Annotated in this window: 14 protein-coding genes; 3 read left to right on the top strand and 11 right to left on the bottom strand. The window is 76.0% G+C overall.

The genetic code is table 11. The features are described 5' to 3' along the window. Positions 1-15 precede the first annotated feature (15 nt). From IE182_RS25990 to IE182_RS25955, 8 genes are read right to left on the bottom strand one after another with little or no spacing between them, the layout of a single operon-like run. Complete coding sequence (locus IE182_RS25990) at positions 16-618, bottom strand: D-sedoheptulose-7-phosphate isomerase (protein ID WP_190112371.1); 603 nt, start codon at positions 616-618, stop codon at positions 16-18. After that, positions 615-1,835 (bottom strand): glycosyltransferase, encoded by a 1,221-nt coding sequence (locus tag IE182_RS25985; protein WP_190112370.1) that lies wholly within the window; start codon positions 1,833-1,835, stop codon positions 615-617. Before IE182_RS25985 ends, IE182_RS25990 begins: the two co-directional genes overlap by 4 nt. Beyond that, positions 1,832-2,794 (bottom strand): glycosyltransferase, encoded by a 963-nt coding sequence (locus tag IE182_RS25980; protein ID WP_190112369.1) that lies wholly within the window; start codon positions 2,792-2,794, stop codon positions 1,832-1,834. Before IE182_RS25980 ends, IE182_RS25985 begins: the two co-directional genes overlap by 4 nt. Continuing rightward, positions 2,791-3,828 carry a glycosyltransferase family 9 protein gene (locus IE182_RS25975; RefSeq protein WP_190112368.1) on the bottom strand — a complete coding sequence of 346 codons (1,038 nt, stop codon included), beginning with the start codon at positions 3,826-3,828 and terminating at the stop codon, positions 2,791-2,793. The genes IE182_RS25980 and IE182_RS25975 overlap by 4 nt, the downstream gene beginning before the upstream one ends. Then, positions 3,825-4,382: a D-glycero-alpha-D-manno-heptose-1,7-bisphosphate 7-phosphatase gene (locus IE182_RS25970; RefSeq protein WP_190112367.1), complete on the bottom strand. Its 558-nt coding sequence runs from the start codon at positions 4,380-4,382 to the stop codon at positions 3,825-3,827. The genes IE182_RS25975 and IE182_RS25970 overlap by 4 nt, the downstream gene beginning before the upstream one ends. Then, on the bottom strand, positions 4,379-5,449 hold the full coding sequence (locus IE182_RS25965; protein ID WP_190112366.1) for a glycosyltransferase family 2 protein: 1,071 nt from the start codon (positions 5,447-5,449) through the stop codon (positions 4,379-4,381). The genes IE182_RS25970 and IE182_RS25965 overlap by 4 nt, the downstream gene beginning before the upstream one ends. Continuing rightward, positions 5,446-7,101: a carbamoyltransferase family protein gene (locus IE182_RS25960; protein ID WP_190112365.1), complete on the bottom strand. Its 1,656-nt coding sequence runs from the start codon at positions 7,099-7,101 to the stop codon at positions 5,446-5,448. Before IE182_RS25960 ends, IE182_RS25965 begins: the two co-directional genes overlap by 4 nt. A gap of 51 nt (positions 7,102-7,152) precedes the next feature. Further along, entirely contained in the window at positions 7,153-8,115 is a 963-nt protein-coding gene (locus tag IE182_RS25955) for a UDP-glucuronic acid decarboxylase family protein (protein ID WP_190112364.1), read from the bottom strand. A gap of 440 nt (positions 8,116-8,555) precedes the next feature. On the opposite strand from IE182_RS25955, the gene IE182_RS25950 reads away from it, so the two are divergent. The 3 genes from IE182_RS25950 to IE182_RS25940 all read left to right on the top strand — a co-directional run bounded on the left by IE182_RS25950 (position 8,556) and on the right by IE182_RS25940 (position 14,069). After that, positions 8,556-10,679 (top strand): catalase, encoded by a 2,124-nt coding sequence (locus IE182_RS25950; RefSeq protein WP_190112363.1) that lies wholly within the window; start codon positions 8,556-8,558, stop codon positions 10,677-10,679. A 99-nt stretch (positions 10,680-10,778) separates the two neighbouring features. Then, positions 10,779-10,964, top strand: coding sequence for a CsbD family protein (locus tag IE182_RS25945; protein ID WP_190112362.1), 186 nt, complete (start codon positions 10,779-10,781; stop codon positions 10,962-10,964). 633 nt (positions 10,965-11,597) lie between these two features. After that, positions 11,598-14,069, top strand: a complete 2,472-nt coding sequence (locus tag IE182_RS25940; protein ID WP_190112361.1) for a SpoIIE family protein phosphatase — start codon at positions 11,598-11,600, stop codon at positions 14,067-14,069. Between the two features lie 61 nt (positions 14,070-14,130). On the opposite strand, the gene IE182_RS25935 is transcribed toward IE182_RS25940, so the two are convergent. Genes IE182_RS25935 through IE182_RS25925 form a run of 3 tightly spaced genes read right to left on the bottom strand, consistent with a single transcriptional unit; the run spans position 14,131 to position 16,800 of the window. Next, positions 14,131-15,147 carry an NAD(P)/FAD-dependent oxidoreductase gene (locus IE182_RS25935; protein ID WP_190112360.1) on the bottom strand — a complete coding sequence of 339 codons (1,017 nt, stop codon included), beginning with the start codon at positions 15,145-15,147 and terminating at the stop codon, positions 14,131-14,133. Continuing rightward, on the bottom strand, positions 15,144-15,689 hold the full coding sequence (locus IE182_RS25930; RefSeq protein WP_190112359.1) for an isoprenylcysteine carboxyl methyltransferase family protein: 546 nt from the start codon (positions 15,687-15,689) through the stop codon (positions 15,144-15,146). The genes IE182_RS25935 and IE182_RS25930 overlap by 4 nt, the downstream gene beginning before the upstream one ends. 46 nt (positions 15,690-15,735) lie before the next feature. After that, the gene (locus IE182_RS25925; protein ID WP_190112358.1) at positions 15,736-16,800 is read right to left on the bottom strand and encodes a type III polyketide synthase; all 1,065 of its coding nucleotides are present in this window, start codon (positions 16,798-16,800) and stop codon (positions 15,736-15,738) included. Between the last annotated feature and the right edge of the window lie 197 nt (positions 16,801-16,997).

Here is a 16,997-nt window from a genome sequence, read left to right as displayed (position 1 = left end):
CCGGGCGGTGTCCGGTCACGGACCGCAGCCGAGCGTCGTGTCGAAGGCGTCGCACATCAGGTGCACCGCCACCAGGTGCAGCTCCTGGACGGTGGCCGTGGTGGCGGCCTCCACGCACAGCCGCTCGTCGCCCGCCTCCGCGAGCGGGTTGGGCGCGGGACCGGTCAGCGACCACACGGCTGCAGCGGCCTCGCGCCCCGCCGTGGCCGCCCGCAGCAGATTGGGGCTCGCCCCGCTCGTCGACAGCAGGATCAGCACGTCCCCGGGCCGGGCGTGCGCCCGTACCTGACGGGCGAACAGCTCGTCCGCCCCGTAGTCGTTGACGATGGCCGTACAGCTGGAGGTGTCGGTGTGCAGGGCGAGGGCGGAGAAGGGCGCCCGGTCCGTGCGGTAGCGGCCGACCAGCTCGGCCGTCAGGTGCTGGGCCTGGGCGGCGCTGCCGCCGTTGCCGGCGGCCAGCAGCCGGCCCCCCGAGGAGAGGGCGACCGCCAGGCGCGCTCCCCACCGCTGCGCCGTGGCCGCCTTCTCCCCGCGGAACTCCTCCAGGGCGGCCAGCAGCCGGCCGCAGTGGTCGCCGCCCGTCCCCGGTGCGGCCCCCGTGGTGCGGGTGACGGTCATCGCGGGGCTCCTGACGGGACGGGACAGCGGTCGGTGACCTGGTCGTAGACGCGTTCGACGCCGTCCGCCACCCGGTCCCAGGTGAAGTGGGTGACCACACGCATCCGCCCGGCCCGGCCGTAGGACTCCAGCCGCCCGGGCGAGTCCAGCAGGGCGCGCACCGCCTCGGCGAGCGGCCCGGGCAGGCCCGGCGGCACCAGCACCCCGGTCTCCCCGTCCGCGACGGTGTCCCGGTGCCCGCCGACGTCCGTGGCCACCACCGGCACGCCGCAGGCCATGGCCTCCAGCGGCACGATGCCGAACGGCTCGTACACCGGCGTGCACAGCACCACGTCGGCACTGCGCAGCAGCGCGGGCATGTCCGCGTGGGGCACGCACCCCAGCAGCACCAGCCGGTCGGCGACCCGCAGCCGGCGGGCGAGGGTGAGCAGCCGCACGGCCTCCGCATCGCCGGCGAGCCCGTCGGCCGGCGGGCCGCCGGCCACCACCAGTTCGGCGTCCGGAAGGGCGCGCAGCGCCTGCAGGGCGAGGTCCACGCCCTTGCGGGGCACCAGGCGGCCCACCGTCAGCAACCGGTGGCGGGCCCGGCGGCCGGGCGTCAGGGCGATGCGGCCGCGGGCCGCGAAATGCGCGGTGTCCACCCCGCAGGGCACCACCGAGCAGCGGTCCGCGGCGATGCCCATGCGGCCGAGCTCGCGGACCTCGTCGGAGCAGGTGGCCAGCACCCGGGCGCACACCGCCCCGATCTCCCGCTCGACGCCCAGGCGTTCGGGCGGACTGGTGTCGGCCGGCCCCTGGTGACGCCGCTTGACGGTGCCCAGCGCGTGGTAGGTCTGCACGACGGGCACGCCCAGGCCCCGGGCACCGCCCAGCGAGGCCAGGCCGGACATCCAGAAGTGGGCGTGCACCACGTCGGGGCGCTCGTGCCGCCACGCCCGCGCGAGGTGCTCCGCGAAGCGCGGCATGTGGCCGAGCAGCTCGTCCTTGGGCACCGCCCGCTCCGGCCCGGCCCGTACGTGCTCGACGACCGCCCCGGAGGGCAGCGGCACCCGGTCCGGTACCCAGGCGTCGTCCCTGCGGGTGTGGACGGTCACCTCGTGCCCCCGGCCGGCCAGCAGCTCCGCCAGGCGGGCGACGTAGACGTTCTGGCCTCCCGCGTCGGGGCCACCGAGCGCGGCCAGCGGGCTCGCGTGCTCGGACACCATGGCGATCCTCATCGGGTGACCTCCTTGATCAGGCACTCCCAGTCGTCCAGGAATCTCTGCAGCCCGTAGCGGGCGAGGGCCGCGGCCCGGGCCGCCCGGCCCGTCTCGCGGGCCCGGGCGGGATCGGCCAGGAAGCCGCGGACGGCGTCGTGCAGCACGTCGGGGCGGTGGGAGACCACCCCCGCGCGGGCGGGCACCGCCTCGGCCACCTCGGTGGTGGCCAGGGCCACCACGGGCATGCCCAGGTGCATGGCCTCCAGCAGGGACAGCCCCAGGGACGTCCAGCGCACCGGGTGCAGATAGACGCGGCGTTCGGCCATCTCCCGGTGCAGGGCGCTCTGGACGAGCTCCTGCCCGTGGCAGCGCTCCGCCGGGATGCCCAGCCGCCCGGCCAGGCCCTCGGTACCCATGCCGAACACGTCCAGCGGCGCGGCCCCGCTGAAGTACGGCAGCAGGTCCGTGCCGGTGGTCCGGCCGCGCCGCAGCGGCTCGTTGACCACCACCGCGGCCCGCGGCAGCCGGCCGGTCCACAGCGGCCCCGGGTCGACGATGCCGTGCTCGATGACGGTGGCGGGGGTGGCACCGCAGTCCCACATCAGCCGGTTGAAGTGCGTGACGTGCACGATCGTCAGTTCCGGCCGGTCCGCGGCGGGGTGCCGGGCGTCCGGGACGGGGCCGCCGGGCGCGTTGTGCTCCAGGTAGACGGCGGGCACGTCGTGCCCGGGCCGCCGGCCGAGCCACTGCCGCGCCAGCTCCGCCTCGTGCGGCCGCTGCAGCACGACCAGGTCGACGTCCGTGGCGCGCAGCTGCTCCGGGGACAGCTCCACCACCGACTCCGGCCAGTCGAAGGTGGCGGCGCGACCCAGCCCGTCGGGCCCCCTGCCGGGCGTCACCGGCACCACATAGGTGTGCGGCCCCTGGACGAACGCCGTCGTCCACGAACCGTGCACGTGCCACAGCAGGATCCTCATGACGTCGCCTCCGGGCAGGGGTCGAGACCGGGGGAGCGGCCGGTGAGCTTCTCCACGGCGGCCAGCACGTCCTCGGGCCGCACCCCGCTCAGGCAGGGGTGGCCGGCCACCGGGCAGATCCGGGCGCGGCTGCCGGCGCAGGGCGCCCGCTCGTCGCCGAGCAGCACGTGCGGCACCCCGTACGGCGCCCACCGCTCGGCGGGCACCACCGGGGCGAACAAGGACACCACCGGCGTGCCCACGGCGGCCGCCAGGTGGGCGGGCCCGGTGTTGCCGACGACGACGGCGGCCGCCCGCGCGAGCACCCCGGCCAGCTCGGCCGGCCCGGTGCGCCCGCCCAGGTCGAGCGCGACCCGGCCCGCCACCGCGGCCGTCAGCTCCCGCTCGCCCGGCCCCCCGGTGACCACGACCCGGTAGCCGGCCCGCGCCAGGACCCGTACGGCCGCCGCGCACCGCTCGCCGCCCCAGCGCCGGGCGGGCACCGCCGCGCCCGGGTGGACGACCACGTACCCGCCCTCGCCCACCAGCCCGTCGGGCGCGGGCGCGTCCCGCACCGCCAGCCGGCCGTCGTCGCCCTCGGGCAGCGGGAACCCCGCCGCCTGCGCGAGGTCGAGGGCGGCCTGCACCTCGTGCCGGCGCGGGCCGCGGCGGTGCCGCACGTCCAGCAGCGAGCCCGGGTGGTCGGCGCTGTCGGCGGCCAGCCGCGCCACCCCCGCCATCCGCAGGAGCAGCGCCGCGGGCAGCGGGCTCTGGTGGTACGAGGTGAGCACGAGGGCCACGTCCGGTGCCGCCCGGGCCACGCGCTCGACGAGGGAGCCCACGTCGGCCCGGTCCACGGGCGGCGGGTCGAAGCCCACCCACGGCGCGTCCCACACGATCACCTCGTCGACGCCCGGCAGCATCCGCGCGGCCGGGGCGCCGCGCGGCCCGCACAGCAGCATCGTGTGCGCGGCGCGCGCGGCGACGGCGCGGACCGCCGGCCCGGCGAGCAGGACGTCGCCGAAGCTGTCGAGGCGGGCCACCAGCGCCCTCACCGCGCACCGCCGTCCGGTACGGCGACGCCGAGGCCGAGCAGGGTCCGCACCGCGCCGGGCAGGTCGCGGGCCGTACAGGGGGCGCACGCCACCTCCTCGGGGCGCGTCATCGGCGTCGGCACGAGCACCCCCACGGCGCCCGCCGCCCCGGCCGCCGCCATGTCGCTGCCGATGTCGCCCACGACCGCGCACCGCGCCGGATCGACGCCCAGCAGCCGGCCGGCGGCCAGGATCAGGCCCGGCGCGGGCTTGCGGCAGCCGCAGCCGTCCTCCGGCCCGTGCGGGCACACCGCCCACACGTCGAACGGCCCCAGCAGCCGATCCACACGCTCGTTGACCCGGCGCACCTGGGCCATCGTCAGCAGGCCCCGGGCCACCCCCGACTGGTTGGTGACCACACCCGTGCGCACCCCGTACCGCCGCAGCAGCGCCAGGGCGGAACGGGCGCCGGTTACTGGGACCACGAGGCCCGGATCGCCGTTGTAGGGGACGTCCTCGACCAGCGTGCCGTCCCGGTCGAACAGCACGAGGGCGGGCGGCCGGCCGCAGGTCACGGCACCGGTCCCTTCCTGAGGGGCGACCGCACGGGGACCGGCACGATGCGGAGCGGGCGCGAGGCGTCGGGCAGGGGCCGGGCCCCGCGGTGCCGCCACAGGCCGCGCAGCCGGTGGCAGACCGCCAGCGGCGGAACGACGACGCTGGTGGCGAGCATGACCGCCACCTCCGGCCCGGTGCGCGGCCCGGGCGCGATACGGGCCCACGCGAACTCGGCGGTGCCCAGCGCCCACCCCAGGGCCGCTGCCGTGCCCGTGCCCCGGTGCCCGGTCGCGGCGAGGACCACCGCGGCGGCCCCGGCGGCGGTGACCGCCGCATGTGCGCGCAGCCGGCCGCGCGGTGCGCCGGCCCGCCGCCACCAGTCGCGGCCGTGCAGACGCACCATCAGCGCGTCGTCGGCGTTGCCCGCCTGGGTGCGCAGCGACACCCAGGGGCCGGCCGGCCGCACCGGGTGCCGGGTGGTGCGGGTGCCGCACTCCAGCCGCCAGCCGGCGGCCAGGACCCGCAGTGCCAGGTCGGCGTCCTCCCGGAAGGCCCGGGGGAAGCGTTCGTCGAAGCCGGAGACGGCCGCCAGGACAGGGCGCCGGTAGGCCATGTCGGCGGTCGCCCAGCGGGCCCCCGCCAGGCCGGCGGTGTTGCGCTCCCAGTCCGTGGGCCTGCGCCCGGCCGGCAGCGGCACCTCGATGACGCCCTGCACCCCGCCCACGTCGGGCGCCGCCCAGGCGAGTTCGGCGGTCAGCTCGGCCCGCCACACCGGGCCGACCCGCACGTCGTCGTCGAGGAAGACCACCCAGGGGGCGCCCACCGCACGCCACCCGGCGTTGCGCGCGGCGGCGGGGCCCCGCCCGCCGGTGCTCACCGCCCGGGCCCGGGTGCGCAGCTCGCCGAGCGCGCCCAGCGGCAGCGGGGCACGGGTGTGACGCGGCCCCGGCCGGTCGTCGACGACGACCACCTCGCGGGGCGCCGGTCCCGCCGCCGCGGCCAGCGCCCGGAGGCAGTCGGCGAGGCAGGGGCGGCCGACGGTGGGGATGACGACCGCGTAGTCCAGGGGGTCCATCGTGCTCATGGCGTCTCCTTCCCCCCGGCGTAGGCACGGCCGCGGCGGACCGCGTACGGGCCGATGGCCAGCAGGTCCACCGGGGCGGAGCCGAAGCACTCCAGGGCGTCCCGCGGATCGTCGACCATCGGCCGGCCGGCCGTGTTCAGGCTGGTGTTGACGACCACCGGCAGCCCCGTGCGCTGCTCGAACGCGGCCAGCATGCGGGCCACGAGCGGCTCCCGCGCCGGGTCCACGGTCTGGATGCGGGCGGTGCCGTCCACATGGACGACGGCCGGGATCCGTTCGCGCCAGGGCCGGACCACGCCGTGCACGAACAGCATGTACGGGCTCGGCAGCGGCCCTTCGAAGACCTCCGCCGCCCGGTCGGCGAGCACCATCGGCGCCACCGGCCGGAACTCCTCCCGCCCCTTGACGTGGTTGAGGCGCTCCAGGTTCTCCGCGCGGCCCGGGTGGGCCAGCAGCGACCGGTGGCCCAGCGCCCGGGGCCCGAACTCGCTGCGGCCCTGGAACCAGGCGACGATGCCGTCGCGGGCCAGTTCCTCCGCCACCGTCACCGCGATGTCCGGTGGCCGCTCGTAGGGCACCCGGGCCTGCTCCAGCCGGCCGCGCAGCTCCTCGTCCGACCAGCCCCGGCCCAGGTCGGCGCCCTCCATCGGGGCGGCGGGCCGGCCGTGGGCCGCGGCCAGGTGCAGCGCCGCCCCCAGGGCCGTGCCCGCGTCACCGGCGGCGGGCTGCACCCACACCCGGCGGAAGGGGCCCTCGACCGCGATCCGCGCATTGGCCACGCAGTTGAGCGCCACCCCGCCGGCCATGGCCAACGACTCGGCCCCGGTCCGCCCGTGCAGCCACCGCACCAGGTCCAGCAGCAGCTCCTCCAGGCACGCCTGGGTGCTCGCGGCCAGGTCGGCGTGGTCCTGGGTCCACTCCTGCCCCGCCCCGCGCGGCTCCGTCAGCGCCGCCCACGGCACCGCGTGCGCGTGGAAACCGCCGTCGCCCGTGGCGTGCATGTGCTCCCGCAGCTCGGTCAGGAAGCGCGGTTTGCCGTACGCGGCCAGCGCCATCACCTTGTACTCGTCGCTGCTGCGCAGGAACCCCAGATGCTCCGTCAGCTCCTCGTACACCAGGCCCAGCGACTGGGGCAGGACCTGGGTGGCGAGCACGTCCAGTGTGGCGCCCGCGTACCGGCCCGCCAGGTGGGAGGCGCACTCCCCGCGCCCGTCGAGCACCAGCACCGCGCTGTCGGGGTGCGGGCTCGCCAGGCCCGCGGACGCCGCGTGCGCCACGTGGTGGGGGACGAAGCGGACCTTGGCCGGGTCCAGGCCGGGCAGTGCCTCGGCCAGGAAGCCGGGCGCCTCGCGGGCGTAGGTCTGCCGCAGGTGGTCCCACGGGTCGTCGAGGCCCATCTCCGGCGCCGGGCGGGCCAGCGAGGGGTCGTAGGAGTACCCGACGGCGTCCAGGTCGGCGGGCGTGAGGCCCGCGTGCTGCAGGCACCACGCGGCCGACAGCCGCGGCAGTTCCCAGGCCGCGAACGGCACGGGGCGTTTGCCGTGCTTCCGCCGGGAGAACCGTTCCTCCTCCGCGGCCGCGACGATCCGCCCGTCGACGACCAGCGCGGCCGCCGGATCGTGGAAGAGGGCGTTGATACCGAGGATGCGCATGCCGTGCTCCGTGTTCCGTCGGGGACCCGTAGAACCGCCACACCACAGGAATCAGGGGAGGGCGGAGCGCGCGAACCACTCCACGGTCCGTTTGAGGCCCTCCTCGCAGCCGACGTGCGGCTCCCAGCCCAGCTCACGGTGGGCCTTGGTGGTGTCGGGGCGGCGCCTGGCGGGGTCGTCGGCCGGCCGGTCGACGAAGCGGACGGTGGAGGCCGAGCCGGTCAGGTCGACGATGCGCCGGGCCAGGTCGAGCATCGTCGTCTCCTCCCCGCCGCCGATGTTCACCGGGCCCGGACGCCCGCTCGCGGCGAGCGCGACGATGCCGTCGATCGTGTCGTCGACGTAGGTCAGCGACCGGGTCTGGCTGCCGTCGCCCGCCACCGTCAGCGGCTCGCCGTCCAGGGCCTGCCGGATGAACGTGGGCACGGCGCGGCCGTCGCCCGCGCGCATCCGGGGGCCGTAGGTGTTGAAGATGCGCACGATCGAGGTGTCGGTGCCGTGGGTGCGCCGGAAGGCGGTGACGAGCGCCTCGGCGAACCGCTTGGACTCGTCGTAGACGCTCCGCGGCCCGATCGGATTGACGTTGCCCCAGTACTGCTCGTGCTGGGGGTGCTCCAACGGGTCCCCGTACACCTCGGAGGTCGAGGCCAGCAGGAAGCGCGCGTCGTCGCGGTGCGCCAGCTCCAGGGCGGCGCGGGTGCCGATGCTGCCCACGTCGAGCGTCTCGATCGGCAGCCGGAGGTAGTCGGCGGGCGAGGCCGGGCACGCCAGGTGGAGCACCAGGCCGACCCGCCCGGGTATGCCGGCCAGGGTGTCGGGGCGCGAGACGTCGCCCTCGACGAAGCGGAAGCCCGGGTGCGCTTCCAGGTGCGCGACGTTGGCCCGGGACCCCGTGGCCAGGTTGTCGACGCAGGCCACCTCGCACCCCTCGGCCAGCAGACGCTCGCACAGGTGCGATCCGATGAAGCCGGCCCCTCCGGTGACCACCGCACGCTTCCAGCGTCGTTCGTCCATGATCACACTCCTTCGCGTGGGCGGGCCCCGGCCGGGGGTGACGGATGACGCCGGGCGTCCGGTGCGCGGGGGCCGGAGACCGGCTGCGGGAGGGGAAAAGGCGTGGTGCCGCGGGAGAGCGGCAACCGCCTCCGTGCACTCGGCGTCTTGGGGGCGACTGCCGCCGCGGACGCGGCAGGGGGTGCGCCGGCACCTCTCGTGCCGGGCCCGGTGGCGGGCCGCACCATGACCATCCGTGGTCGAAACGACTCAAGCAGCAGCGTCGCACAGAGCCGTCCGTGCCTCCACTCGAAGCGGTCCGGGCGGGGAACGTCACCGGGCGCCGCCCGGTTTCGGCTTGCCCGTCCCGGGAACCCGGGTGAGCCTGGGGAGGCCAGCGGCGCCTGCCGACGGACGCCGTCCCTCCCCCGAGTGCTCCCCATGCGGAAGGAAGTGCACGCGTGTCCGCCCACCACCAGTCAGCAGGCCGGGGCGACCCGGCGGCGCAGGACGAGAAGGACCGGCAACTCGACCGGTTCCGCGCCGCACCCGAGCACGACGCGCTCACCACCGACCAGGGCGTGCGGGTCGACGACACCGACAACGCGCTGCGGGCCGGCACGCGCGGCCCCACCCTCCTGGAGGACTTCCACAACCGGGAGAAGCTCACCCACTTCGACCACGAGCGCATCCCCGAGCGCGTCGTCCACGCCCGCGGCGCCGGCGCCTACGGCTACTTCGAGGCGTACGAGCCGCTCACCGAGTACACCTGCGCCGAGTTCCTCTCCGAGGCCGGCCGGCGCACGCCCGTCTTCGTGCGCTTCTCCACCGTGCAGGGCCCGCGCGGCTCCGCCGACACGGTGCGCGACGTGCGCGGCTTCGCCACCAAGTTCTACACGCGCGAGGGCAATTACGACCTGGTCGGCAACAACATCCCGGTGTTCTTCATCCAGGACGCCATCAAGTTCCCCGACTTCGTGCACGCGGTGAAGATGGAGCCGCAGCACGAGATGCCCACCGGCGGCACCGCGCACGACACGTTCTGGGACTTCGCCTCCCTGCAGCCGGAGACCACCCACATGCTCATGTGGGCGATGTCCGACCGGGCCATCCCGCGCAGCTTCCGGATGATGCAGGGCTTCGGCGTGCACACCTTCCGGTTCGTCACCGCCGAGGGGCGCGGCACGTTCGTGAAGTTCCACTGGAAGCCGAAGCTGGGCGTGCACTCCCAGGTGTGGGACGAGGCGCAGATCACCGCCGGACGGGACCCCGACTACCACCGGCGGGACCTGTGGGAGGCCATCGAGGCCGGGGAGTACCCCGAATGGGAGCTCGGTGTGCAGCTCGTTCCCGAGAGCGACGAGTTCTCCTTCGACTTCGACCTGCTCGACGCCACGAAGATCATCCCCGAGGAGCAGGTGCCGGTCCGGCCGGTCGGCCGGCTCGTCCTCGACCGCAACCCGCAGAACTTCTTCGCCGAGACCGAGCAGGTCGCCTTCCACACCGCGAACGTCGTGCCCGGCATCGACTTCACCAACGACCCGCTGCTCCAGGGCCGCAACTTCTCCTACCTGGACACCCAGCTGATCCGCCTCGGCGGCCCGAACTTCAGCCAGCTGCCGGTCAACCGGCCCGTCGCCGACGTGCACCACAACCACCGCGACGGCTTCGGCCAGCAGGTCATCCACCCGGGCACCAACTACTTCCCCAACTCCCTGGGCGGCGGCTGCCCGGCCCACGCCGGCGCGGGCGGCGGAGCGGGCGTCTTCCGGCACTACGCCGAGCGCGTCGACGGCGAGAAGATCCGGGTGCGCAGCGAGAGCTTCCAGGACCACTACAGCCAGGCCGCGCTGTTCTGGAACAGCATGGCGGACTGGGAGCGGCGCCACATCGTCGAGGCGTTCCGCTTCGAGCTCGGCAAGGTCGGCTCCGTCGCCGTGCGCGAGCGCATGGTCGGCAACCTCGCCCATGTGAACGCCGACCTCGCGGCGATGGTCGCCGAGGGCGTCGGCGTGGCCGCCCCGCCCTCGGTGCCGGGCGTCAACACCGCCTCCTCGCCCGCCCTCAGCCAGGAGAACCTGCACGGCGAGGGCATCCGCACCCGCAAGGTCGCCGTCCTCGTCGCCGACGGCACGGACGCCGGCCAGGTGGACGCCGTGCGGGAGCGGCTCACCGCCCAGGGCGCGATCGTCGAGGTGCTCGCCGCCCTGGACGGCAGCGTCCGCAGCGCCGACGGCGGCAGCCTCACCGTGGACCGCGCGCTGCCGACCATGGCCTCCGTCCTCTACGACGCCGTGCTCGTCCCGGACGGCAAGGAGGCGGTCGCCGTGCTGGCGGCGGACCCGGCGGCCGTGCGGTTCGTCGAGGAGGCGTACCGCCACGGCAAGCCCCTCGCGGTCCTCGGGGAGGGCATCCGCCTGCTCGCGGAGGCCAGGCTGCCCGAGGACGTCGTCCTCGGCGAGGCCGCGCCGGAGTTCGGCGTCCTCACCAGCAACGGCACCGCATCGCCGCAGGACATCGCCGACGCCCTCGTCACCGCCCTGGAGCTGCACCGCTTCCCCCGGCGGCCGGGCCTGCTCAACTGAGCCGTGCGACCGCACGGACATGCAGCCCGTGGGGCTGCGCGCAAGACTTGAACACGACGGGGGATCCATCTCACCTCTATCGAAAGCGAGTGCCCTGGTATGAGTGCCAAGAACAAGGCCAAGGCGAAGGCCGAGCAGGCCAAGGGCCGGCTCAAGGAGACCACCGGCAAGGCCACCGGCGACCGGAGCATGGAGGCCGAGGGACGCGCCGAGAAGGCCAAGGGTGACGTCCGCGAGGCCGCGGACAAGGGCCGGGACGCCCTCAAGCGCAAGCGCGGCCGCTAGCCGCCGCCCGCCGCGGTGCGGCCGGCTCCGGCCCGCACCGCGCGCGCACGGCCGTGAGCCGTGTCCGCACAGGAGCGCCGTACGCCCGAAGGGCGGGGCCCACGGGGCCGAACACCCGCCGGCTGTGTCACCAACTTGCCCGGACAACACCCCTAGGGGTGTCCGATGGGCCGGTGCGGCCCCCGCGGCGTCCGGTGCTGCGGTCGGACACGCCCCAGGGCCCGGCCCCGGGCGCACGCCGCGTCCGGGGCCCGTGGTGCGTCCGCCCGCGGCGGACGCCGGGGCCGAAGCCCGAAGGCGAGGCCCGGGGATGACCCGGCCCCGCCCCGCCCGGCCGCGGGAGACGCTCCCCGCCACCGCCGGAAGCCTGCCCCCAGCGCCGGCTCCCGGGGGCTGCACCGACCCCTCGGGCACGTCTCGGGCCCGGGCAGGGCATCGGCCGCACGTCTCGGGCCCGGGCAGGGCATCGGCCGGAGGGTCTGCGCAAGACCCGTGTGCACGGCGCGTGTTGGGCTCCTGCCCGGTGCGCCGGCAGGCGGGCCGCCGGCCGGGTGCCGCACGGCGCCCGCGGCACCGCCGTCGACATGTGGCCCCGGCCCGGGCGTGGCAGGCTGCCGGAAGGAAGGCGGTGTGATGAACGGACCGGTGACGTTCTTCCGGGAGAGCCCCGAGGACCCCTTCTCGGTGACCGGCGCGGCCTCCGCGGTACTGGACCACCGCGGAGTGGTCGTCGGCTGGGGAGAGCGGGCCGAGAAGCTGCTGGGCTACCGGGCCGACGAGGTGATCGGGCGCTTCGCCGCCGACGTCCTGGTGCCCCCCGGCGACCGCGCGCACGTCGCGGACGCGGCGGCGGCCTGCCGGGCGGCCCGCGGCTGGTTCGGCGTCGTGCCCGCCCTCGCCCGCGACGGCCGGCACATCCTGGTGGGCGTGCGGGCCCGCTGCGTCACCCGCTCGGCCCCGGAGTGCGAATGGTTCCTCGTCGCCGCCCCCGCCGCCGACCTCATCCAGTGGGAGACCGACCGCTCCGTCCTCGACGGACTCTTCCGGCGCTCCCCGATCGGCCTCGCCGTGCACGCCCCCGACCTCACCGTGCTGCGCGTCAACCGGCCCATCGCCCGCATCGGCGGCGTCCCCGCCGAGGAGATCCGCGGGCACTGCATCGGCGACTTCCTCGTGCCCGAGGACGCACGGACCATCGACGAGCGGCTGCGGGAGGTGCTGGCCACCGGACGCCCCATGATCTTCACCGAGCAGCCCTGCCGGCTGCTCAGCGATCCCACGCACGAGCGGTACGTCTCCGTGTCCGCCTTCCGCATGGAGGACTCGGCCGGAGAAGTGCTCGGCGTCACCCAGTTGGTCGAAGACGTCACCGAACGCCACCGGGCCCGCGTCCGGCTCGCCCTCCTCGACGACGCCGGCGCCCGCATCGGCACCACCCTGGACGTGGCCACGACCGCGCGCGAACTGGCCGAGGTCGTCGTCCCCGCCCTCGCCGACTGCGTCTCCGTCGACCTCCTGGAACCCGTCAGCCGGGGCGAGGAACCCTCCCAGGACGCCTTCGGGCCCGTGCGCAGGGCCGCCACCAAGTCCGTCGTCGCCGGGTCCGGACAGGTGCAGTACCCGGAGGGCGAGCTGATCGACTTCGGCCCGGAGACGCCCCAGGGCCGGTGCATGGCCGACGTGCGGCCCGTCCTTGTCTCCCGGGTCGAGGGGATCACCGGCCTCTCGGCCGTGGCGCACGAGAAGGCCCGGCAGGCCCAGGCCATCGGCGTCCACTCGGTGATGATGGTGCCCCTCGCCGCCCGGGGCCTGGTCCTCGGACTCGTCACCCTGTGGCGGGCCCGGTGCCCGGAACCCTTCGAGGAGGACGACCTCACCCTCGCCGGGGAGTTCGCCGCCCGCGCGGCCGTGTGCATCGACAACGCCCGCCGCTACACCCGCGAGCACCAGGCGGCGCTGAACCTGCAGTGCCGGCTGCTCCCCGCCGAACTCCCCGACCTGCCCGCCGTCGACGTCGCCCACCGGTACATCCCCGCAGGAGCCGTGGCGGGCGTCGGCGGCGACTGGTTCGACGTCATCCCGCTCTCCGGCGCCCGCGTCGCCCTCGTCGTCGGCGACGTGATCGGCCACGGCGTCGACGCGGCCGCCACCATGGGCCGGCTGCGCACCGCCGTGCACACCCTCGCCGACCTCGACCTCGAACCCGAAGAGGTCCTCTCCCACCTCGACGACCTCGTCCACCGGCTCGCCGCCGAACAGGAGGCCAACAGCCGGGACTTCCCCAACGACCAGGTCACCGGCGCCAGCTGCCTGTACGCCGTGTACGACCCGGTGTCCCGAAGCTGCTGCCTGGCCCGCGCAGGCCACCCGCCGCCCGCCGTCGTCACCCCCGACGGCCGGGTGAGCTTCCCGGAACTGCCCGCCGGGCCGCCCCTCGGCCTCGGCGGACTCCCCTTCGAGGCCACCGAGCTCGACCTGGCGGAGGGCAGTCTGCTGGCCCTCTTCACCAACGGGCTCATCCAGTCCACCGGCCACGACGTCGACGAGGCCCTGGCCCTCCTGGGCGAGGAACTGTCCGACACCGCCCGCCCCCTGGCGGAGACCGCCAAGCGGGTGGTGGACACCCTGCTGCCCGCCCGCCCCACCGACGACGTCGCCCTGCTGCTGGCCCGCACCCGCGTCCTGGAGGCCGAACGGGTGGCCACCTGGACGCTGCCCGCCGAGGCCGGCGCCGCCTCCCGCGCCCGCAAGCTGCTGACCGAGCAGCTGAGCGCGTGGGGGCTGGACGAGATGACCTTCACCACCGAACTGATCGTCAGCGAGCTCGTCACCAACGCCTACCGCTACGCCGGCGGGCCGGTCACCCTGCGGCTCATCCGCGGCCCCTGCCTCATCTGCGAGGTCTCCGACACCAGCAGCACCTCGCCCCACCTGCGCCGCGCCCGCAGCACCGACGAGGGCGGCCGCGGGCTGTTCCTGATCGCCCAGCTCACCGAGCGCTGGGGCACCCGCTACGGGCGCGAGGGGAAGACGGTCTGGACCGAACAGTCCATGGCCGCCACCCCGCCGGCCTTCCCCGGCCTCCTGGGCGACCTGGGCCCGTGAGCGCCCGGTGGCCCCGCGGCCCCGGGCCGCAGGAGTCCGGAAGGGACGCGGCCCGGGCCCGTCACTGCAAGGCGTGCACCGCCGCCGCGAACAACCGGGGCAGCCGGCACGCCGCCGGGACGATCAGGCCGGCGGTGCGCGGGTGTTCCCGCGCGCGCAGCAGCCCCTCCGTCAGCAGCCGGTGCGTGCGGGTCAGGCGGCGCCACGCCGCCTCGTAGTCCTGCGGGCGGCCCGAGGCCAGGGCCCGCACGGCCGCTTCGGCCGTGACCAGCGCGAGGGCGATGCCCTCCCCGGTGAGTGCGTCCACGTAGCCCGCCGCGTCGCCCACGAGCAGCACCCGGCCGGCCACCCGCCGCCGGACCCGCCGGCGCAGCGGTCCGGCACCGCGCACGGCGGACGCCACCGGCCCCCGCAGCAGCGGCGTCAGGCCCGGGAACGCCGCCAGCAGGTCGTCGTACCCGGCGCCCCCGTGGCCCAGCACGGCCACCCCCACCAGCCGGTCGCCGACCGGCGTCACGTACGCCTCCCCGTGCGGCGACCAGTGGACCTCGACGCAGTCGCTCCACGGGCGGACCCCGTAGTGCCGGCGCAGCCCGTAGCGGGCGGGCCCGGGGCCGGGCGCCGGCTCCAGGCCGAGGGAGCGGCGGACGGGGGAGTGCAGGCCGTCCGCGGCGATCAGCCACCGGGCCCTCAGTCCGGCGGCACGGACGCCGTCCGCGTCCTGCCGGACCGAGGCGACCCTGCCCGGTACGGTCCGCACCCCCAGCTCCGCCGCCCGCCGGTGCAGGGCCGCATGCAGCTCGGTGCGGCGCACGCCCAGCCCGCCGTGCCCGCGGAACCCCGCCTCGACGCTGCGCCCGCCCTCCACGTAGCGGATGCCGCGCAGGGGACGCCCGGTGACCTCGGCGCCGAGCGCGCGCAGCGCCGCCACCCCGCCGGGCATGACGCCCTCGCCGCACGCCTTGTCCACCGGGCGCTCGCGCGGCTCGACGACGACGGCCTCCATGCCCGCCAGCGCCGCGTGGGCGGCGGCCGCCAGGCCCGCCGGGCCGCCGCCCGCCACCAGTACGTCGATCACGGCCGCACCCGCGCGGGCACCGCCGGCCCGTCGGCCCGGGCCGCGTCCAGGGCCGCCTCCTCGCAGCGGACGCGCACGGCCAGCAGCGCCGCGTTGAGGCCGGTGAAGACCAGGGCGGTCACCCAGGCGGTGTGCACGAGGGGCAGGGCGAGCCCCTCGGCCACCACGGCGACGTAGTTGGGGTGGCGCAGCCACCGGTAGGGCCCGCCGGTTGCCAGGGGCAGGCCGGGGACGACGATGACCCGGGTGTTCCACTGCCGCCCCAGGGCGTGCACGCACCACCAGCGCAGCGCCTGGGCGCACAGGAGCACGCCCAGCATCGGCCATCCGAGCGCGGGCAGGAACGGCCGTTCGCCGAGGCCCGCTTCGAGCAGGCAGCCGGCGAGCAGGCCGGTGTGCAGCGCGACCATGGGCGGATAGTGGCCGCCGCCGGACTCCACCCCGCCGCGGGCACGGCTCCAGCGGGCGTTGCGCAGCGCCACGACGAGCTCGGCGGCGCGCTCGGCCGCGACGGCCAGCACCAGCATCGCGTACCAGGTCATGCGTCCCCCGGGGGCTCGGTCGGGCGTGCGGTCATGGAGCGGCCGCCTACCAGCGCAGCAGGACGAGTTCGGAGCAGAAGCCCGGGCCCATCGCCAGCAGCAGTCCGGGCGAGCCCGGCGGGGGCCGGCGCCCGGCCAGGGTGTCCCGCAGCACGTGCAGGACCGACGCCGAGGAGAGGTTGCCGACCTCCGCCAGCGAGCGCCAGGTGACGTCGAGGGCGCCTCCGGTCAGTCCGAGGACCTCGGCCACCGTCCGCAGGACCCGGGGCCCGCCGGGGTGGCAGACCCAGGCCGTCACGTCCTTGGGCTTGAGGCCGTGTTCGCCCAGGAAGCCGTGGACGTCGGCGGCCAGGTGACGGCGCACCACCTCGGGGACGCTCCGGTCGAGGACGACCTGGAAGCCGGAGCTGCCGATGTCCCAGCCCATGGTGCGCTCGGTGTCCGGGTAGAGGTGGCTGCGGGTGGCCAGGACCGCGGGCCCGGCGGCGGGCCGGCCCCGCCATCGTTCGCCGCACGCGACGAGGGCCGCGGCGCCGTCGCCGAACAGGCCGGTGGCGATCAGGTTGGCCGTGGAGGCGTCGGCGCGCTGGAAGGTGAGCGAGCACAGTTCGACCGACAGCAGCACGGCCACGTGCCCGGGCCAGCCGCGCAGGTAGTCGTGCACCCGGGCGATGCCGGCGGCCCCCGCCACGCAGCCCAGGCCGAAGACCGGCAGGCGTTTGACGTCCGGCCGCAGGCCGAGCCGGCCGACGAGCCGGGCGTCGATGGAGGGGGTGGCGAGGCCGGTGACGGAGGCGAACATCAGCATGTCGACGTCGGCGGGCCCGATCCCGGCCTCCCGCAGTGCGCCCCGGACCGCGCGTGCGCCGAGCTCGGTTGCGGCCTCGACGAAGACGTCGTTGGCCGCGCCGAAGCCGTCCAGGTGCGCGTACCGCTCCAGCGGCAGCACCAGGTGGCGGGAGCGGACCCGGACGCTGCGGTGCAAGCGGTCCAGGACCCGCCGGTCGGCCCCGGGCGGCAGACACATTCCGGCGACCATGTCGGTGATCTCGTGCTGGGCGTGGCGGTGCGGCGCGAGGACACCGTGAACGGCTGCGATCCGGCTCGTCATGCCTCTTCCCGCCGTGAGAGTCGGTTTTCTCCCGTGTTCCCCGTCCGTCCCACCACACCGCACAGGTTGGGCCGTTCGCGTGTTCCGCTGCCCGCGCCGACCCATCGGACACGCCCTAGGTGTATTGACCCGCAGGGTTGTTGACGCGGGTGATGGGTGGCTCGCCCCTGAGCGCGGTGTGGCATCGGTGGTGGTTG

It is taken from the genome of Streptomyces cinnamoneus (assembly GCF_014650495.1).
GTDB lineage: Bacteria > Actinomycetota > Actinomycetes > Streptomycetales > Streptomycetaceae > Streptomyces > Streptomyces cinnamoneus.
Note: the sequence above shows the minus strand (reverse complement) of the source record. Positions and strands in the feature narration are given on the sequence as shown.